Origin of the sequence: Xanthomonas hyacinthi (assembly GCF_009769165.1) — a bacterium.
GTDB classification, from domain to species: Bacteria; Pseudomonadota; Gammaproteobacteria; order Xanthomonadales; family Xanthomonadaceae; genus Xanthomonas_A; species Xanthomonas_A hyacinthi.
This window is the reverse complement of record NZ_CP043476.1, coordinates 364350-381783: the sequence shown is the minus strand read 5'-3', so window position 1 is coordinate 381783 and position 17434 is coordinate 364350. Positions and strand designations below refer to the sequence as shown.

16 protein-coding genes, 1 tRNA gene, 3 pseudogenes and 1 other annotated feature are annotated in these 17434 nt (G+C 65.1%); of the genes and pseudogenes, 5 read left to right on the top strand and 15 right to left on the bottom strand.

The annotated features are described in order from the left end of the window. Positions 1-14: 14 nt before the first annotated feature. Entirely contained in the window at positions 15-1130 is a 1116-nt protein-coding gene (locus FZ025_RS01825; protein WP_386269917.1) for a phytase, read from the top strand. Positions 1131-1208: 78 nt separating this feature from the next. Here FZ025_RS01825 and FZ025_RS01820 read toward each other — a convergent pair whose 3' ends face one another. Continuing rightward, positions 1209-2705: an aminotransferase class III-fold pyridoxal phosphate-dependent enzyme gene (locus FZ025_RS01820; protein ID WP_046978807.1), complete on the bottom strand. Its 1497-nt coding sequence runs from the start codon at positions 2703-2705 to the stop codon at positions 1209-1211. 128 nt (positions 2706-2833) lie between these two features. On the opposite strand from FZ025_RS01820, the gene FZ025_RS01815 reads away from it, so the two are divergent. Next, complete coding sequence (locus FZ025_RS01815) at positions 2834-3265, top strand: Lrp/AsnC family transcriptional regulator (RefSeq protein ID WP_046978808.1); 432 nt, start codon at positions 2834-2836, stop codon at positions 3263-3265. A gap of 143 nt (positions 3266-3408) precedes the next feature. Here the strand turns inward: FZ025_RS01815 and FZ025_RS22650 are convergent, their stop codons facing one another. The 11 genes and pseudogenes from FZ025_RS22650 to FZ025_RS01765 form a co-directional block, all read right to left on the bottom strand. Next, positions 3409-3555 (bottom strand): hypothetical protein, encoded by a 147-nt coding sequence (locus FZ025_RS22650; protein WP_249027498.1) that lies wholly within the window; start codon positions 3553-3555, stop codon positions 3409-3411. A 124-nt stretch (positions 3556-3679) separates the two neighbouring features. Next, positions 3680-4021: pseudogene (locus FZ025_RS22645) on the bottom strand (LysR substrate-binding domain-containing protein); the annotation flags it as partial. Further along, positions 4021-4341 carry a helix-turn-helix domain-containing protein gene (locus FZ025_RS22155; RefSeq protein ID WP_244292439.1) on the bottom strand — a complete coding sequence of 107 codons (321 nt, stop codon included), beginning with the start codon at positions 4339-4341 and terminating at the stop codon, positions 4021-4023. The pseudogene FZ025_RS22645 and the gene FZ025_RS22155, both read right to left, overlap by 1 nt. Before the next feature lie 372 nt (positions 4342-4713). Further along, positions 4714-5853: an MFS transporter gene (locus FZ025_RS01800; RefSeq protein WP_046978810.1), complete on the bottom strand. Its 1140-nt coding sequence runs from the start codon at positions 5851-5853 to the stop codon at positions 4714-4716. 81 nt (positions 5854-5934) lie between these two features. Beyond that, positions 5935-7183 (bottom strand): annotated as a pseudogene (locus FZ025_RS01795) (IS3 family transposase). After that, positions 6789-6905 (bottom strand) — a sequence feature (AL1L pseudoknot). Its footprint overlaps the pseudogene before it by 117 nt. A gap of 212 nt (positions 7184-7395) precedes the next feature. After that, entirely contained in the window at positions 7396-8100 is a 705-nt protein-coding gene (locus tag FZ025_RS01790; RefSeq protein ID WP_046978812.1) for a GNAT family N-acetyltransferase, read from the bottom strand. Positions 8101-8235: 135 nt separating this feature from the next. After that, positions 8236-8823: a TetR/AcrR family transcriptional regulator gene (locus FZ025_RS01785; protein ID WP_208803723.1), complete on the bottom strand. Its 588-nt coding sequence runs from the start codon at positions 8821-8823 to the stop codon at positions 8236-8238. 151 nt (positions 8824-8974) lie between these two features. Further along, a pseudogene (locus FZ025_RS22150) lies at positions 8975-9347 on the bottom strand (tyrosine-type recombinase/integrase); the annotation flags it as partial. Between the two features lie 287 nt (positions 9348-9634). Next, positions 9635-9710, bottom strand: a tRNA-Gly gene (locus tag FZ025_RS01775). 237 nt (positions 9711-9947) lie between these two features. Beyond that, positions 9948-11078: a 4Fe-4S dicluster domain-containing protein gene (locus FZ025_RS01770; protein ID WP_104558782.1), complete on the bottom strand. Its 1131-nt coding sequence runs from the start codon at positions 11076-11078 to the stop codon at positions 9948-9950. 11 nt (positions 11079-11089) lie between these two features. After that, entirely contained in the window at positions 11090-11407 is a 318-nt protein-coding gene (locus FZ025_RS01765) for a hypothetical protein (protein WP_104558778.1), read from the bottom strand. A gap of 392 nt (positions 11408-11799) precedes the next feature. On the opposite strand from FZ025_RS01765, the gene hemN reads away from it, so the two are divergent. After that, positions 11800-13206, top strand: coding sequence for an oxygen-independent coproporphyrinogen III oxidase (gene hemN / locus FZ025_RS01760; protein WP_104558783.1), 1407 nt, complete (start codon positions 11800-11802; stop codon positions 13204-13206). An 865-nt stretch (positions 13207-14071) separates the two neighbouring features. On the opposite strand, the gene FZ025_RS01755 is transcribed toward hemN, so the two are convergent. Further along, complete coding sequence (locus FZ025_RS01755; RefSeq protein WP_046980786.1) at positions 14072-14470, bottom strand: winged helix-turn-helix transcriptional regulator; 399 nt, start codon at positions 14468-14470, stop codon at positions 14072-14074. Between the two features lie 53 nt (positions 14471-14523). On the opposite strand from FZ025_RS01755, the gene FZ025_RS01750 reads away from it, so the two are divergent. Further along, positions 14524-15117: an NADPH-dependent FMN reductase gene (locus FZ025_RS01750; RefSeq protein ID WP_046980785.1), complete on the top strand. Its 594-nt coding sequence runs from the start codon at positions 14524-14526 to the stop codon at positions 15115-15117. A 69-nt stretch (positions 15118-15186) separates the two neighbouring features. On the opposite strand, the gene FZ025_RS01745 is transcribed toward FZ025_RS01750, so the two are convergent. Continuing rightward, positions 15187-15819: a class I SAM-dependent methyltransferase gene (locus tag FZ025_RS01745; RefSeq protein ID WP_046980784.1), complete on the bottom strand. Its 633-nt coding sequence runs from the start codon at positions 15817-15819 to the stop codon at positions 15187-15189. 90 nt (positions 15820-15909) lie between these two features. Next, positions 15910-16662: an SDR family NAD(P)-dependent oxidoreductase gene (locus FZ025_RS01740; protein WP_046980783.1), complete on the bottom strand. Its 753-nt coding sequence runs from the start codon at positions 16660-16662 to the stop codon at positions 15910-15912. On the opposite strand from FZ025_RS01740, the gene FZ025_RS01735 reads away from it, so the two are divergent. Further along, on the top strand, positions 16631-17407 hold the full coding sequence (locus FZ025_RS01735; RefSeq protein ID WP_244292437.1) for a TetR/AcrR family transcriptional regulator: 777 nt from the start codon (positions 16631-16633) through the stop codon (positions 17405-17407). The two genes, FZ025_RS01740 and FZ025_RS01735, sit on opposite strands and share 32 nt — an antisense overlap. The last annotated feature ends 27 nt before the right edge of the window (positions 17408-17434 follow it).

Below are 17434 nucleotides of genomic sequence, written 5' to 3'. Positions count from 1 at the left end.
CGCTGGCCTGCGGGCTGGTCGTCGCCTGTTCCAGGGCGCCGTCGGCGGCGGCGCCCGCAACGACCGTCGCCACGCCGGCGCATGCCGACCGCGAACCGGACGAAGGCGCGCAACACGAGCCGCTGCTGCGCCAGGCCAAGCTGTCGCACGTCGTGGTCGCCGAAGCCTTCCTCACCGCGTCCACCCCGGCCGACAACCTCGATTCGCCGGCCAGCTGGACCACGCCGCAGGGCCGGCGCTGGGTCATCACCACCGCCAAGAAGAGTGGCGAACTGGTCGTGTTCGATGGCGACAGCGGGCAGCGCCTGCGCAGCGTCGGCGGGCAGGGCGCCGCGCCCGGGCAGATGGACCGGCCCAACGGCATCGCCGTGGTCGGCGACCTGGCGCTGGTGGTCGAACGCGACAACCATCGCGTGCAGGCGTTCTCGCTGCCGGACTTCGCCCCGGTCGCGCTGTTCGGCGCCGAGGATCTGAAGAAGCCGTACGGACTGTGGGCGCGGCCGAAGGACGGCGGCATCGAGGTCATCGTCAGCGACAACGACATGCGCGGCGCCGACGAGGAAACCGTGCCGCCGCTGGCCGAGCTGGGGCAGCGCTTCCGCCGCTACCAGCTGCGCCGCGACGGCAAGGCCTGGACCGCGACGCTGACCCAGACCTTCGGCGACACCACGGCGGCCGGCGCGATCCGCATTGCCGAATCGGTGTTCGCCGATCCGGCGCACGACCGCCTGCTGCTGGCCGAGGAAGACGTGGCCAGCGGCACCCGTCTGCGCGAATACGGCCTGGCCGACGGCAAGTACCGCGGCCGCGACATCGGCGCGGACCTGTACAAGGCGCAGGCCGAGGGCATCGCCTTGCTGAGCTGCGCCGACGGCAGCGGCTACTGGATCGGCACCGACCAGTTCAAGGACCGCAGCCTGTTCCACGTGTTCGACCGGCAGACGCTGGCGCATGTCGGCGCCTTCGCCGGCAAGGTCACCGCCAACACCGACGGCGTGTGGCTGGACCAGCGCGGCGACGCGCGCTTCCCGCAGGGCGTGTTCTACGCGCTGCACGACGACCAGGCGGTGGCCGCGTTCGACTGGCGCGACATCGCGCGCAGCCTGCACCTGAAACCCTGCGCGCAATAGGCGATGCCAACGGCGCCTGCGCCGATGGCATCAGCGCCAGCCGGTACGGCAGCAACGCCAGCGCGTGCAGCACGCGTCCTAGGCTGCCGCGGCCTGAGCGATGCGCGGACCTTCGCGCAAGGCGCGGCCGATCAAGCCGACCAGCAGGTCCAGCTCTTCGCCATCCATGCCGAAATGCGGGGTGAAGCGCAGCGAATTCTCGCCGCCGTGGATCACGTTGACCCCGTGCTGGCGCAGCCATTCCTCGGTGGAGCCGGCGCCGTAGCACTTGAACTGCGGCGCCAGCGCGCAGGAGAACAGCAGCCCGGTGCCCTGCACCTGGGTGATCAGCCCGCCGAGTTCGGCCTTGAGCTTTTCCAGTTTCTGCACCGCCTCGGCACCGCGCGCGCGGATGTTGGCGCGCACCTGCGGGGTCAGCTGCGCCAGCGTGGCGCTGGCCACGTCCAGCGCGCGCGGATTGCTGGTCATGGTGTTGCCGTAGGTGCCCTTGCGGTACAGCTGCGCGGCATGTTCGGTCACCGCCAGCACCGACAGCGGGTACTGCGCGGCGTTGAGCGCCTTGGAATAGGTTTCCATGTCCGGCGCATCGAGTTGCTCGAAGCCGGGGTAGTCCACTACCGACAGCACGCCGTGGGCGCGCAGTCCGGCCTGGATCGAATCGACCAGCAGCAGGCTGCCGTGGGCGCGGGTCAGTTCGCGCGCGGCGGCGTAGAACGCCGGCGGTAGCGCGCGGCCCGGGTCGCCTTCGCCCATCACCGGCTCCAGGAACACCGCCTCGACGAACCAGCCGTTGTGCTCGGCCTCGGCGAACGCGCGGCGCAGCGCGTCCACGTCGTAGGGCGCGATTGCGATAACCGAATCCTCGCCGCGATAGCTGGCCAGGTGCTGCACGTAGGCCTTGCGGCTGGAATCGGAGTACAGACCCGGCCGGTCGGTGCGGCCGTGGAAGCTGCCCTTGACCACGATGCGCTTGATCCGGGCGCCGGCGTGACGCGCGCCCGGGTCGGTCTGCAGCTTGGTGTTGATGTCGGCGATGCGCGCGGCCAGGCCGACCGCTTCGGAGCCGGAGTTGAGGCACATGAACTTGCTGTACGGGCAGCCGCCGCGGCGCTGGCCGATCTCGGCGCGCAGCGCGCGCTCGAAGCGCAGCTGCGCCAGGCTCGGGGTCATCACGTTGGCCATCGCCTGCGGCCGCGCCATCGCTTCCAGCACTGCATCCGGGGTGTGGCCGAAGCCGAGCATGCCGTAGCCGCCGGCGTCGTACAGCACCGCACCCTTCAGCGTGACCACCCACGGTCCGCGTGCGGCCAGCGCCACGTACGGGGTGACCGCGTCGTCGGCGTAGAAGTTGACGAAGCCGGCCTGCAGGATGCGGATCTGCTCGCTCTCGTCCAGCTCCAGCAGGTCGGCGAACTCCGGCGCCAGGCGCGCGTATTCGGCGGCGGCGGCGGCGATCGCGGCGCCCAGCTGCGGGTGCGAGGCGGCCAGGCGTTCGATGCCGGCATCGTCCAGGCCGGCGGTCAGGCGTTCGCCGGCATGGGCGCGCAGCGGGGCGAGGGGGCCGAGTACGGTCATGCGGGATCTCCTGGAGGCGGGTCGTTCAGCGATAGACCTACTATTATCGGGACCGGATCGTCGGTTGGCAGAGTTGATTTGTGCAGGAAATCGGATAATTTCGTCGATTCGACGAAATCCGGCCGCGCATGAAGATCACAGCCTCCGACCAACGCCTGCTCTCGCTGCTGCGCGAGGACGCCCGTGCCTCCACCGCGCAGATCGCCCGCAAGCTCGGCCTGTCGCGCACCACCGTGCAGAGCCGGATCGAGCGGCTGGAGCGCGAGGGCGTGATCTGCGGCTACACGGTGCGCACTCGCGACGACTTCGAGCAGGGCCACATCCGCGCGCACATCCTGATCACCGTGCTGCCGAAGAAGATGACCTCGGTGGTCAAGGCGCTGCGCGAGATCGACGAGGTCCGCGTACTGCATTCGGTCAGCGGCTCCTACGACCTGATCGCGCTGGGCGTGGTGCCGGGGGTCAACGACATGGACGTGCTGACCGACCGCATCGGCGCGGTCGATGGAGTGGAGCGCACCACCTCGTCGATCATCCTGTCGACCAAGTTCGAGCGCTGAGGCTAGGGCTCGGGACTCGGATAAAAAATGGCTCGTGTCAAGCGTTTTGACTGAGTGCAGATTGTATCGGAAGGCTATACAGGACAATGGGCTAGAGTGGATCGGGTTAGAGTGGATCCAGGTTGCTTTCAGGGCTTCCGACGTTATGGGCCAGGATCTTCATGAGCTCTTTGAAACGCATGAGGCACTGTTGCCAATCGCTCGACAACGAAATCGACGAACGCCCTGACCTTCGGCGAGAGCTGGCGACTGGAAGGCCATATCAGCCAAAGCGCACCGAACGGAACCATGAACTCCGTTAGTACCGGTCGAAGCGCGCCCGACGCGATACCAGGAGCCGCAACATAGAACATAGACAGGCAGGTGCGCCACTCCAAGCCCCCTCGTTGCAGCGGCAAGCCCCGCCTCCGTGTTGTTGAACACAAGACTCGCCGGAATAGGTGTGTCTGCGTAAGGCTGGACGAAGGACCAGGCTGCCAGTCGACCGCTCGACGGGTATTTGAAGTGAATGCAGGAGTGCTGCCCCAGATCACCGGGCACTTGGGGTCGGGCGCGTCTCTTGAAGTATGCGTCGCTGCCGCAGACCACGAAATGCTGCTCGCCGATCAGGCGTGCAACCAGCCGAGTATCTGGCAGGTGCCCACTGCGCACCGCGACGTCCAGGCCGCTGGCGAGGATATCGACGACCTGGTCCTCGAGGTCGACGTCCAGTTCGATGTCTGGAAAGCGCGCCGTGAACTCCGGCAACTGCGCCATCAGCAAATGCAGACCGACGATCTGCGGAACGCTGACGCGTAGCCGGCCTCTGGGCGTCTCACGGCTTTGTACCAGGGTGGCTTCCGCATCCCACAGTTCGTCGAGAACGCGTTTGCATCGTTCGTAGAACAGCGCACCTCTTCGGTTACGTCGATGCTTCGCGTCGTCCGGCTGAGAAGGCGCACGCCCAACCGAGTCTCCAGCCGTGCCACGCTCTTGGAAACGGCAGACGCCGAAACGCCGAGAATGCGCGCGGCCGCAACATAGCTGCGCTGCTCGACCGCATGAACGAAGGCAACCAGTCCTGCTAGGCCATCCACGCGCGAGCCCCTCCTCGTTAAGGACTTTTTGTCCTTTCTGTACAGATTCTCCCCGCCTTTTTGGTTGTTGAGAACTGCTTTATCTTGATTCGTAGGCGGAGACGGTCCCGACCTGCTGGCGAGCTTTTCTTCGACAGGAACACCAAGGGCAATTCTGGCCGCTATCGGGGCATATGGCCTAGATCACGGCGACTGACCCGCCCAGTCGCAGCACCATCGTATTTCTTTATCCTGCTCTTGCACCAATCCTACCTAGCGCTGCCAGCCTCGGTTCATCCGCTGCTGATCCTGCTGCCCGGGCTGCCGGGCCTGGCGGCCAACCGCACCGCAGGCAGCTTCAAGAAATATCTCCGACGCGAAACAGCCCCGCCACTATGTCAAGCCCCGGTCATTCTTTCCGGAGCGAATGTACGGGTTGGCCATGGCGGGCAGAATCGCGAGAATTGCCAGACTCGCCATCACAACGCCGAGACTCAGAGTCGAGTGGAGGCCGTAGTTATCAATCAACGTCGAGCCGACCGCGCTACTGATGATGATGCCGAGGGTGATGAAGGACGAGTGGACGGTATTCACCAGTGGTGAAGCGTTCCCTGCGCGCTGCACCCGGATCGTCATGGCTGGATTCATTGTGACGCCTACGAGACCGATCGCGATCATGAAGACAAGTGCGACGGGGGCGATCTGAGTCCACAGTGTGAGTCCAGTGAGGAACAGCGCGTTCAGGATTGTCCCGCCGAGAAGGGTCGCGACAGTGTAGCGATCTGCGAGCCGGGCCACGATGCTGTTGCCGATGACCGTGGCGGCACCGTAGGCCAACAGGAGCCATGGTACGGTGCCAAGGTCGAATCCAGAGAGCTCCGTCAGAATCGGGGTGAAGAAGCTAAATGCCGCAAAAGTGGCACCGATGATGAGTGTGCTTGAAAGAAGCGCCAGGATCAGTTGAGGACGCATGAAAACCGCCGCCTGTTCCTTGATTGACTGGGCGGATTCCGGAATCTCACCCTCGGCCCGCGGGTTGTGGACGAAGCGCATGGTTAGGATGCCTGCCAGGGCAGTGGCAATTGCGATGGCCAAGAAGGCCGACTGCCATCCGAACCGTGCGCCGATAAGCGTGGCAGCGGGAAGCCCGAGAAGCGTTCCGAGCATGAGTCCATTCAATGCGACCCCAATGGCCCGTCCGCGCATGTTCTCATCAACGAGGCGCGCGCACAGGGAAATAGCCACACCGAAAAACGCTTGCGAAGCCACGCCTGTGACCACGCGCGCCACAACCATCACGCCGTAGCTTGATGCGAAGATCGCGATGATATTTCCGATTAGAAAAACCGCGAGGATCGTGAGCAGACTCGTCTTCGGTGGTACGCGGTGAAGGAGGAAGACAAACACAGGCCCACCGACGGCCATAGCGACGGCGAACACGGTGACGAGATAACCAATCTGGGCGATCGTTGCGTCAAGACCCGCGGCGAGTTGCGGCATGAGTCCTGCGACCGCGAACTCGCTCATCACCATGGCAAAGATCCCGATTGCCAAGATATATACGGTGCCGGGAACTGAACCGCCCCGGGTTTCCCGGAGGCCCCGTGGTTTGAGTCACGCCGACATGGCGGACTCATGGGAGTGGGAATAGTAGTTGGCCTCAGCCTCGGCCGGTGGGATATTCCCGATCGGCTCCAGCAATCGACGGTTGTTGAACCAGTCGACCCAGTTGAGCGTGGCCCACTCGACCTCCTCGCGCGTGCGCCAGGACGACGTGCGATGGATCACCTCGGCCTTGTAGAGGCCGTTGATGGTCTCGGCCAGCGCGTTGTGCCCCGAGGGCAGGCTTCGCGCTCATAGGAGTCCCCCACGCTGCCTACCGAGGGCTCCAGGCCGGCCTCCACGAGCCGCTCTGTGTAGCGGATCGACACGTACTGAACGCCTCGGTCGCTGTGGTGAATCAGGCGATCCGGGCCGACCGGCTTCCGCGCGTAGAGCGCCTGTTCGAGCGCGTCGAGCACGAAGTCCGTCTGCATCGAGGACGACGTCTTCCAGCCCACGATCCGACGGGCGAAGACGTCGATGACGAAGGCGACATAGACCCATCCTTGCCACGTCGAGACGTACGTGAAATCGCTGACCCACAGCGCGTTCGGCCGATCGGCCTTGAATCGCCGTTTCACGTGATCCAGCGGGCACGGCGCCTTCGGGTCGCTCACCGTCGTGCGCACGGTCTTGCCCCGCATGACGCCGCGCAAGCCCTGCCGCTTCATCAACCGCTGCACGGTGCAGCGCGCCACGTTGAACTGTTCGCGTCGCAGTTGCCGCCAGACCTTGCGCACACCATAGACCTTGAAGTTGTCGTCCCACACGCGCTGGACGTGCGCCGTCAACGCCTCGTCGGTCTTCGCGCGTGCACAGCGCAACTGCGGATCGGCCATCCTGGCCGCGTGCGCGTGGTAGGTCGATGGGGAGATCGGCAGCACCCTGCAGATCGGCTCGACCCCATGGACATCACGCTGCTCATCGATGAACTGCTTCATCGCTTGAAGGGGCGGTCGAGCTCCGCCTGCGCAAAATAGGCCGACGCCTTGCGCAGGATCTCGTTGACCTGACGCAGCTCGCGAACCTCGCGCTCAAGCGCCTTGATGCGCTCTTTCTCGGTGCTCGTCATCCCGTCGCGCTTGCCAACGTCGCGCTCGTGGCGCCTCACCCAACCCCGTAGCGTCTCGGCTGTGCAGCCCACCTTGGCCGACACCGACACCATCGCCGCCCATTGCGAGTCGTACTCGCCCTGGTGCTCCAGGACCATCTTCACCGAACGTTCCCGAATCTCCGGGGAGAACTTGCTTGCTCTGCTCATGGCTCCATCTTCTCAAGTAATGGAGCCTCCGGGATTCCCGGGGCGGTTCAAACCTTCTTGGTTGTTTGTGGCTGTTGCATTCGTTGAGTCCTCTATCGGGCGTCTTATCCGGATTGCTGTTTGGGATTGCTAGGTGAATTCGCTGACATTGCTGCCCGTGAGGCGACTCAATGACTGGTGCCTCCAGACACGGACGTGATCAGCCTTGAGTGCTACATACGAGTGCTCGTCGTCGAAAGACCCATCAGCGTTGCGCAATCGGGATCGGCGCACGGATTCCAGGCGGTGCCCTGCCTTGAGAGCGGTGGATACGGAGGCGAGTTGCCCGGCTTGATGCCCAGTTCGATTCTCTGGACGCTGGAAGTGCTGAAGGCCCACTGCGTGAATAGTCTCAGGGCGCTTGCGGCGTGACCGTTGCCGCGATGGGCGCTCATCGTCGCGTATCCGACATCCAGCACTCCAGGCGGAACCAGATGACGGACCGACAGTATCGTCAGAGCCGCACCGTTGAAATTGCGACGCCCGATCAAGAGCGTCGACTCTCCGAGTCGCCAGCCCGCATACGCACCCATGATCCTCGACTCCAGCCCTGCCGAGGAGGCCGGTGGGAAGATCGCGCGGCGCCGGACCTCGTCGTCAAGCTCGTTCGTAGACAGGCTGGCGACATCATCGAGAACCGGGGAGGTCAGGACCAGGCCATCGCTGCGAAGACAGGCCTGCGACAGAGGCGGCAGAAAAGTCTTGCTTCCAGTGGGGTCGGATGCATTGTTTTCAGAAGAGGAAGCCGCCCGGCACTGGCCCCCAACGTGCCTGCAGCCGTGAGCGATCAGATGCTCGATCTCACGGTGGTCGCGATAGTCGACTACTCGTGTGCGTAGTTCAGCGTCTGCTTGGATGCGATATCCCTGCAATGCCATGACGTCCTCCGATCAACTCGATTTCTTCGCGCGGTACCCGGCCCACCTTCGGCAGGACCAGGCCTTCGTCGCCACTTATTGTATTATATAATCCAAAATATGGCGATGCGCAACACCTGACAGTGCGTGATGTGATCAGGCCAGCGTGGCCCCCAGGCTCATTCGCGCGATCCTGAGCAATTGCGCCGGTTCGGCGCCGGTCTGGGCGGTCACCCGCAGGCCCGAAACCACGGTAACAATCAGCATGGCAACGTCCTCGGGCGACGATTCGGGGCGCACGCTGCCGTCGAGTTGCCCAACCCTCGCGGCCTCGGTCAGGAGAGAGAGACGATGGTCCAGGTCCTGGCTCAGGATCGATTGCACCCTGGAGTCACTCTGCCGTACATGCGGAGACATGAACGTGTGCACGGTCATGCACCCAGCCGCGTGCCCCTTCTTGCACGCCGCCCACTCCTCCTCGACAACCATCTCAACGATCCGCCACAGCCGCGTGCCACCATCAAGTTCAGCAGCGGTGAGTACCTCCTCCTGCCGTAGCGTCGTGACTTCGGTGTATCGGCGCAGCGCCTGCACGAACAGCTCTTCCTTCGAAGTGAACGCGTTGTACAGACTGCTGCGGCGCACGCCTGCCGCTTCGCATAGCTTTTCTGTGGAAGTGTCGGCGAAGCCGTGAACACGGAACTCCGCCGCCGCAGAGTCCAGCACCGCCTCTGTATCGAACAAACGTGGTCTACCCATGTGCGGGATCGTAGCAAATTATGTATTGTAATATACAAAAAAGCGCGCTCGTTGCTAGTATCGGACCGGTCCGCGCGAAAACGCAGATGGCGTGTTCGGGCGCAGTACTGGGCGGGGCGCGGCAGCTCCCTATGATCGCTAGGAGTTGACCCTGTTCAAGCAGGTCGAGGCGGTCGGCCCAGTCCTGCATCATCCGCCGGCGCGGCTCCACATACTTGGCGTGGTTGTAGGCCGAACTCAGCTTGTTCGGATCGGAGTGCGAAAGCTGCGCGTCCACCCAAATCTTGGGATAGCCGATCTCGTTGAGCGCCGTCGAGATCGTTCCCCGGATGTCATGGCCGGTGGTCCTCGTAGCGCATGCGTTTCAAGGCAGCGTTGAGGGTGTTCTCACGGATGCGCTTCTTGAGTCGCTGCGGTGCGCCAGCAGGGGCCTCTGGGCAGGCCGCATTACGCCCAGGAAGGAGGTAGCGCACGATCTCGATGGCCTGGACAGACAGGGGCACGATGTGATGCTGCAGGTTTTCTCGGCAGCCTTGGCTTGCCGCACGGTCAGATCAGAGAGTGCCATCATCAAACTCCCAAGTCATGAGACTTAGGCTCGATGCTGCTGGTCATCCCGATCCCACCCCAGCAACAACCCGGAACCGGTACCACCCGCATTCTTTGGCCTCAATTCTGGCCTCAAAAACGCTGGCTGTCAGTGGATTTCGGTGGCGTTTGCTGGAATGAAAAAAGGAGCCGAAGCTCCTCTTTTCAACGACTTACAGACGTCAGTGGAAGTCTGTCGATCATAATGTGGAGCGGGAAACGAGACTCGAACTCGCGACCTCAACCTTGGCAAGGTTGCGCTCTACCAACTGAGCTATTCCCGCTTGTGAGCCCATCATTCTACAGCCGTCATACCCGATGCGCCAGCCTCCCGGCAAAGAATCGGCGATGCCGGTCGCAGGCAGGGAGCGCATAGCGATCGCGATGGGCAGGCGCGTGGCGTCCGCGGCTTGCGGCCTGCTGCCTGTCGGTGCGGGGAGCGCTTGCTCGACGGGGACTTCTTGCCCGCGCGCGCTGCCGGCGTTCGCCGTCGCGGTGTGCCCGGTCCGCGCGCGCGCCACTCAGCCGGCCGCGAGCAACGCCGCCAGCAGCGCCGCCAGCAGCAGTGCGGTGCCGGCCAGCAGCCGCGGCCGCAGCCGGCGCCGCGGCTGGCGGTCGATCGCGTTGGCGCCGGCCCAGCGCAACAGGCCGTGGGCGAAGCCGTGGCGGTCCATGCTGCGGTCGCAGGCATCCACGCAGGTGCCGCACGCGGTGCAGGCGTAGTGCGGGCCGTTGCGCAGGTCGATCCGCGCCGGGCAGGCGTCCACGCAGGCGCTGCAGTCCACGCAGTCGCCGAGTTGCGCGTCGGTGAACTTGGGCAGGGTGCCGGCGTAGGCGGCCAGCGCGTTGCCGCGGTCGCCGCCCTGGCCGGCGAGCCGGGCGATGCTGGCGCGCAGCGTATAGTCGCGGGCGGTGCCGGCGTCGAGCAGGCGCCGCCCGCGCTGGGCGATGCTGCCCTGGCCGCAGGCGCGCGCGCCGCGCGGCTCGCCGCGCATCGCGTCGTAGCCGATCAGCGGCGTGTCGCGGTCGCACAGCAGCGGCTGCAGCCGCGCGTAGGGACACAGGTAGCGGCACACCTGGCTGCGCAGGAAGCCGGCATTGCCCCAGGTGGCCAGGGCGTAGAACAGCACCCAGAAGGTTTCCCAGCCGCTCCAGGCGAACGGGTGCAGCCGCGCGACCAGGTCGGCGATCGGCGCGAAGTAGCCGACGAAGCCGATCCCGGTCCACAGCGCCAGCGTCGCCCAGACCACGTGGCGCGCGGCCGCCGGCCAGGCCGCGAAGCGGCGTTCCAGCCAGGCGAAGGCATGGCTCCACACCGACTGCGGGCAGCCGAAACCGCACCACACGCGTCCGCCCAGCGTGGTCGTCACTGCCAATGCGGCGGCCGCGGCGAACAGCGCCAGCAGCAGCCAGCCGAGGTCGTGCGGCCACAGGGTCCAGCCGAACAGGTCCAGGCGCCGCGCGGGAAGATCGAAGCGCAGCGCCTGGCGGCCATCCCAGCGCAGCCACGGCAGCAGGTAGAACGCGGCGAACAGCAGCCACAGGGCGCCGCGGCGCAGGCGCGCGTAGCGGCTGCGCGGCGCGGTGGTGGCGGCGTGGACGGCGTCTGCGGCACCGGCGCTGAGCGCGCACAACGGAATGGCGCGGGGCATGGGCGCGCGGCTCATGGCAACGGCGCATCGCCGTCGGCAACGGCGGCATGCGGCGTCGGCCGCAGCAGGAAGCCGGTCAGTACGCTGGACGCCAGCGTCGCCAGCCAGAACATGAAGAAGCCCAGCGTGTAGCCGAGTTCGCGGCTCAGCGGGCGGCCGGGAAAGCTGATGTCGCGCAGCGCCAGCGGATCGACCAGGGCGAAGAACAGCACGCTCATCGCGCCGGCGACCAGGAAGCTGGGCCACAGGATCACCCCCAACCGCTGCACCAGCGGCCGCGGCGCGGTCGGATCGAGCGGATCGAGCAGGGGATCGTCGCTGGGGGTCATGACGGGCGGACTCCATCGCAGAGGGGGTAGGTGCGGCATGCGCCGGGGTGGTGCCGCGCACGCGCTGGCGGTACCTGGATGCGGCTGCGCCGCCGGTCCCCGTCGGCGGCGGCGCAGGCGCATGCCGCCGACGCAGACTAGGCAGCGTGGCGCGTGGCGACATTGATCCTGATCAAGGCCGGGCCGGTGCGGGTGCGGATACTGCCGCCATCGAGCAGGAACACCGCCATGCCTGACGACATCGCCGCGTTGCCGTTGCCCGGGCCGGACCTGTGTCGCGAGGACGAAGTGGGCGCAGATGCGCTGGCGGCCGTTCGAGCCGGACGCCGTTGCCGCCTGCCGATTGATCCAGGTCAAGGCGGCCTGCCGCCGGGCCGCGCATGCTGGCCGCCATGGACATCCTCACCGCGCCCGATCCCGCCGCCGCCTGGACCTTCGACGCCGAGCTGCTGCGCCGCTACGACCGTCCCGGCCCGCGCTATACCTCGTATCCGACCGCGCCGCACTTCCAGGCCGGCTTCGGTCCGGCGCAGCTGTTCGCGGCGGTGCAGGCCAGCGATCCGGCGCGGCCGCTGTCGCTGTACGTGCACGTGCCGTTCTGCCGCAACCCGTGCTTCTACTGCGGCTGCAACCGGGTGATCACCCGCGACGTCGGCAAGGGCCGCGCCTATGTGCAGCGCGTGTTGCGCGAGGCGGCGATGATGGCCGCATGCCTGGACGCCGAGCGCGAGGTGGTGCAGCTGCACCTGGGCGGCGGCACGCCGAATTTCCTGGCGCCGGAACTGCTCGGCGAACTGCTGCAGGGCCTGCGCGGGCTGTTCCGCGTCAGCGACGCGCCGGATCGCGATATCTCCATCGAACTGGATCCGCGCACGGTGACCCCGCAGGACATCGCCGCGCTGGCCGCGCTGGGGTTCAACCGCGCCAGCCTGGGCATCCAGGATTTCGACCCGCTGGTGCAGCAGGCGATCAATCGCCGCCAGGGCGTGGCGGAGACGCTGGACATCCTGCGCGCCTGCCGCGTGCACGGCATGCGTTCGGTCAACGTGGACCTGATCTACGGTCTGCCGCGGCAGACCCTGGCCGGCTTCGAGCGCACCCTGGACACGGTGATCGCGGCGCGCCCGGACCGCCTGGCGGTCTACGGCTATGCGCACATGCCGCAGCTGTTCAAGGCGCAGCGGCGCATCGCCGACGCGGAGTTGCCGGACGCCGAGCACAAGCTCGCGTTGCTCGGTTTGGCGGTGCGCACGCTGTCGGCGGCCGGCTACCAGTACATCGGCATGGACCATTTCGCGCTGCCGCACGAAGACCTGGCGCGCGCGCAGCGCCAGGGCGGGCTGCACCGCAATTTCATGGGCTACACCACGCATGCCGACACCGACCTGCTCGGCCTGGGGGTCAGCGCGATCAGCCGCATCGGCGCCAGCTACAGCCAGAACCAGCGCGAACTGCCGGCCTGGGAGGCGGCGGTGGACGCCGGCGACAGCCCGGTGCTGCGCGGCCTGCAGCTCAGCGCCGACGATGCGCTGCGCGCGGGGCTGATCCAGCAGCTGATGTGCCAGGGCCGCGCCGACGTCGCCGCGCTGGCGCAGCGCCACGGCATCGACTTCGCCAGCTATTTCCACGACGAACTGCAGGCGCTGGCGCCGCTGTGCGCCGACGGCCTGGCCGACTACCGCGACGGCGCGATCCAGGCCACCGCGCGCGGGCGCCCGCTGCTGCGCCTGATCGCGATGTGCTTCGACCGCTACCTGCGCCAGCCGGCGCAGCCTGCACGCTATTCGCGGGCGATCTGAGCGCCGCGCGGGTTCACCGGGTTCATCCTTGCCGAATGGCATCCCCGGTACCGTCGTGGCGGCGGCACCGGGGTTCTTTCGGCCGATGCGGGCTGTACCGAAAGGCCGCCTCGCCTGCGCTGCGGTTCACAATCGGCGTGCAATCAGGCACGCTAGCGGCACCAGGCCCGGATGGCGAAACTGGTAGACGCATCGGACTTACAACCTCCTTTGTCAAGCCTTTTTCTTCGCAAGGGAGTGGCCCGTAAAGCTAGTAATGGCGCGGGTTTCCAAGCCTTCGGGCATGCAGCCTAAGTTGGTCTCTTGGAAGGCTAGGAGCCAGCTAGGAGCCGAGCGAGCGGTACAGTTAGAGCAAGCCCGGCGGTAGTCGGGCGAAAATGGATGCGGTAACGAGTCAAGCCAGCCCGAGTGGTGAAACTGGTAGACACAAGGGACTTGAAGCAATTTGAGCCCTCCGGAGGAAACTCCGAAGGTGAAGCCCGTCAAATTCGGTGAACGCCCTGGACACGCAAGCGTCCGAGCCAACGCCGAGCCAAGCCCTGAATCGAAAGGTTCGTGGGAAGGTGTAGAGAGCAGACGGCGGGCACCTACGGCCGCAAGGCTATGGTGAAGGCGTGCTCCAGACCACGAACAGCGCATGCGTTGGCGGCGAAAGTCGAAGTGGTAAGAAAATCCCTCGACCTCACGGTCATGCCGGTTCGATTCCGGCCTCGGGCACCAACGCGCAAGCCGTTCCCGCATCTGCGGGAGCGGCTTTTTAGTTGGAGGAGTGATGCGCAGTCGATTCTCTTCAGCCGACTCCGGACGTCTTGCGTTCGACCGGCTTGATAGCGTCGGCTCTTCTGAAGCCACGATCCCGCGCCAGTCAGTCGCGTGAGTGGCGCGCTGCATAGGCAGTGCGTGAGGCTTCAATGCGCACCGAGTTTGCAACAACCCACTCGGCGAGCGCGCGGACGGGGCAGAGCAGGTCGCGGCCCAGATCGGTCAGCGCGTACTCGACCTGAGGCGGCGTGACGGGGGTGACGGTCCGCGAGACAAAGCCGTTCTCCTCGAGATCCCGCAACGTCGATGCGAGCACCTTCTGGCTGATTTCGCCGACTTCGCGGCGCAACGCGTTGAAGCGCAGGGGTCCCTGGCCCAGCACCCTCACCACCAGCAGGGTCCATTTGTCGCTGATGCGCGCCAGCATGCGGCTGATGTGTTCGCAGGCCGCGGTATCTCCGTGGCAACCAGGTTTCTCGACGGTGCCTCCTTGGTTGCTCATAGGTACGTACTGTAATCTGGTAACTTTCAGAAACCAGCATATAGAAGGACACCATGAATTTGAAGCCCAAGATTGCCGTCGTCATCGGCTCGACGCGTCCGACCCGATTCGCCGACGTCCCCGCTCAATGGATCCTCAAGCAGGCCAAGGCGCGTGATGACATGGAGGTCGACTTGGTGGACCTCCGCGATCACCCGTTGCCATTTTTCGACGAGATGGCGTCGAACCTGTGGATGCCGAGCAAGAACCCCGAGGCGATCCGCTGGCAGCAGACCGTCGGGCGATTCGACGGCTACATCTTCGTGGTTGCCGAGTACAACCACTCGATCACGGGCGTTCTCAAGAACGCGCTCGACCAGGCCTACAAGGAATGGGTTCGCAAGCCCTTTACCGCGATCGGCTACGGCGGCACCGGCGCCGTTCGCGCCGTCGAGCATCTGCGATCAATCGCTGTTGAGCTGCAGATGGTCTCGACCCACGCAGCTGTGCACATCGGTGGCGGAGATTTCATGGCGGTGCACCCGATGTTCGGGAAGAAGCCGATCGAAGAGATCGAGGCGAACCTGCTGCCCTCGATGAAAACGTCGTTCGATGAACTGGTCTGGTGGGCCAAGGCAACGATGGCGGCAAAGGCCCTTGAAGCCTGACCGCGCGATGGGCGGCGGTACCTGAGTTTGCGTAGCTCCACGGCACACTCAGAGTGCCGCGGTTACCTGTTAGCGCTTCACGAACCGATAGGCGAAGCGATCCGTCTCGCCCTTGATCGAGGGATCGAACACCTTGATCGAGTGCTGGTCGTCACTTTTCGCGAGCAACGTGCTTTCCGCGTCCAGTACGAAGCCGGCCGCCTCCACCTCCTCACGAACGGCCGCAGGCTCGATCCGATGCAGCGGCTGGGCGTCGCTCGTGCCCAGCCCGGCGGCGGCGGCGTGGTCCACGATGACGTAGCACCCACCGGGCTTCAGCCGCTCGTAAACGGCTCGATTGAAGTGGGCCGCCGTCGCGCCCTTGGCCTGCATCAGCGCGGTGTGGAGATCGTGATAGAACAGATGCATCCAAAGAACATCCGCTTGTTGCGTGACCTCCGGCATCGCCACGAGGTCCGCCGAAACGGCTTCCACGTTCTCTCGGCCAGGCTCCGTCGCAAGCGTTCGCATCCGGCCGACCGGATCGTTCTTGAAGTGGGCGACTTCGGCCGGCACGAAGCTGAAGACCCGTCCTGCGGGTCCCACGATGTCGGAGAAGAGACGGGTCCAGTCGCCATCGCCCGGGTAAACGTCGATGACGGTGGAGCCCGCATCAACTCGTGCGAACCGGATCAACTCGGATAGCTTGGCTTGGTCGTACATCGGAATCTCCTTTACGGTTGGCATTCGAAGAGCGCGCGGCGTGCGAGGGGGCGGTCCACGGCGGGTCCACCGTTGATCTGCACTCTCGTGCTAGACCTGCGCCATGCCTCCATCGACGGCGAGATCCACACCGGTGATGTAAGAACTCTCATCAGAGGCGAGGAACGCAACTGCAGCCGCGATTTCCTCGGGGAGGCCTCTACGACCCATCGGGATCTGCGTGGTGAACTGTGCGACCGCCTGCTCAGCCTGCTCAGCGGTAAGGCCTGTCGTCGTCGCCAAGGCCGGGGTATCGATGGCTCCGGGGCTCACACAATTCACGCGGATGTGGCGGTCCTTCAATTCCAAAGTCCAACCGCGTGAGAAGTTGCGCACAGCCGCCTTGCTCGCAGCGTAAGCAGTAAATCCTGGAAGCCCGAGCACGTTTGAGACCGACGAGTTCAGGATTATCGAACCGCCGTCTTTGACGAAGGGAAGCGCCTTCTGCACCGTAAAGAACAGCCCCTTCACGTTCACGTCAAAGGTCTGGTCAAAATGCGCCTCGGTAGCTACCGCGAGCGGCGCGATTGTCCCCGCGCCCGCATTCGCGAAGAGGATGTCGATGTGACCGTGTTTTTCTTTCACGACGGCATAGAGCCGGTCCAGATCTTCCAGACGCGACACGTCGCCCACGACCGTCGTCACGTTTCTCTCGATGGAGGCGGCAGCCTCCACCAGCTCTTTCTCTCGTCGCCCAGTGATCACGACGTGCGCACCTTCTTCCACGAAGCGCTTGGCTGTGGCCAAGCCAATCCCGCTGCTCCCGCCCGTGATGACTGCAACCTTACCTTCTAGTTTCTTCACAATCTTTCCTTTCGTTTGTGGTGTGACGCAGCGCGGCTGTTCCGATTGGTTCAAAGGCGCTGTACCATTTGGATCGCCGATCCAGATCAAAATTCACAGCATCCGAACCAGTGATCCAAATATACGGATCAGTGATCCGTTTGTCAAGGGACCTATGCGAGCCGACGCCCAGAAGAATCGAACCCATCTCCTTGCGGTCGCGCGAGAGGTCGTCGCCGAGCACGGTGTCAACGCGTCCATGCGCGATATCGCACGCCGGGCTGAGGTCGGATTGGCCACGCTGCTTCGTCATTTTCCGACGCGGGAAGCCTTGTTCGAAGCGCTGCTGTGCACACACCTGGACGCATTGGTACAGACGGCAGGTGGACTCGAAAAGTCGGACGCCCCCGGTGAGGCGCTCGTTTCATGGTTCCGCGAATGGATGGCCTTCGCGCAGAGCTATCGAGGCGTTGTCGCCATGATGGCAGCCGCCCACGCGAACCCGGAGTCCGCTCTTTATGCCGCGTGTGCAGCGGTGCACTCAGCGAGCGCACGCCTGCTGCTGCGCGCACAGGCCGGCGGGCAGGCGCGCACCGACATGAATGGGGACGACTTGTTCGGCCTGATGTCGGCACTCGGTTGGCTTGTGGACCTGCCGGCGTTCGCGCCGCGGGCCGATCATCTATCCCACATCGTCGCCAGCGCCATCCTGCCGAATTTGCCGAGTCACGGTGTCGCCAAGCGACCTGCCAAGCCCGAACGGTGAGGCTTCGTTATGCCGGCCCCGAGGTGT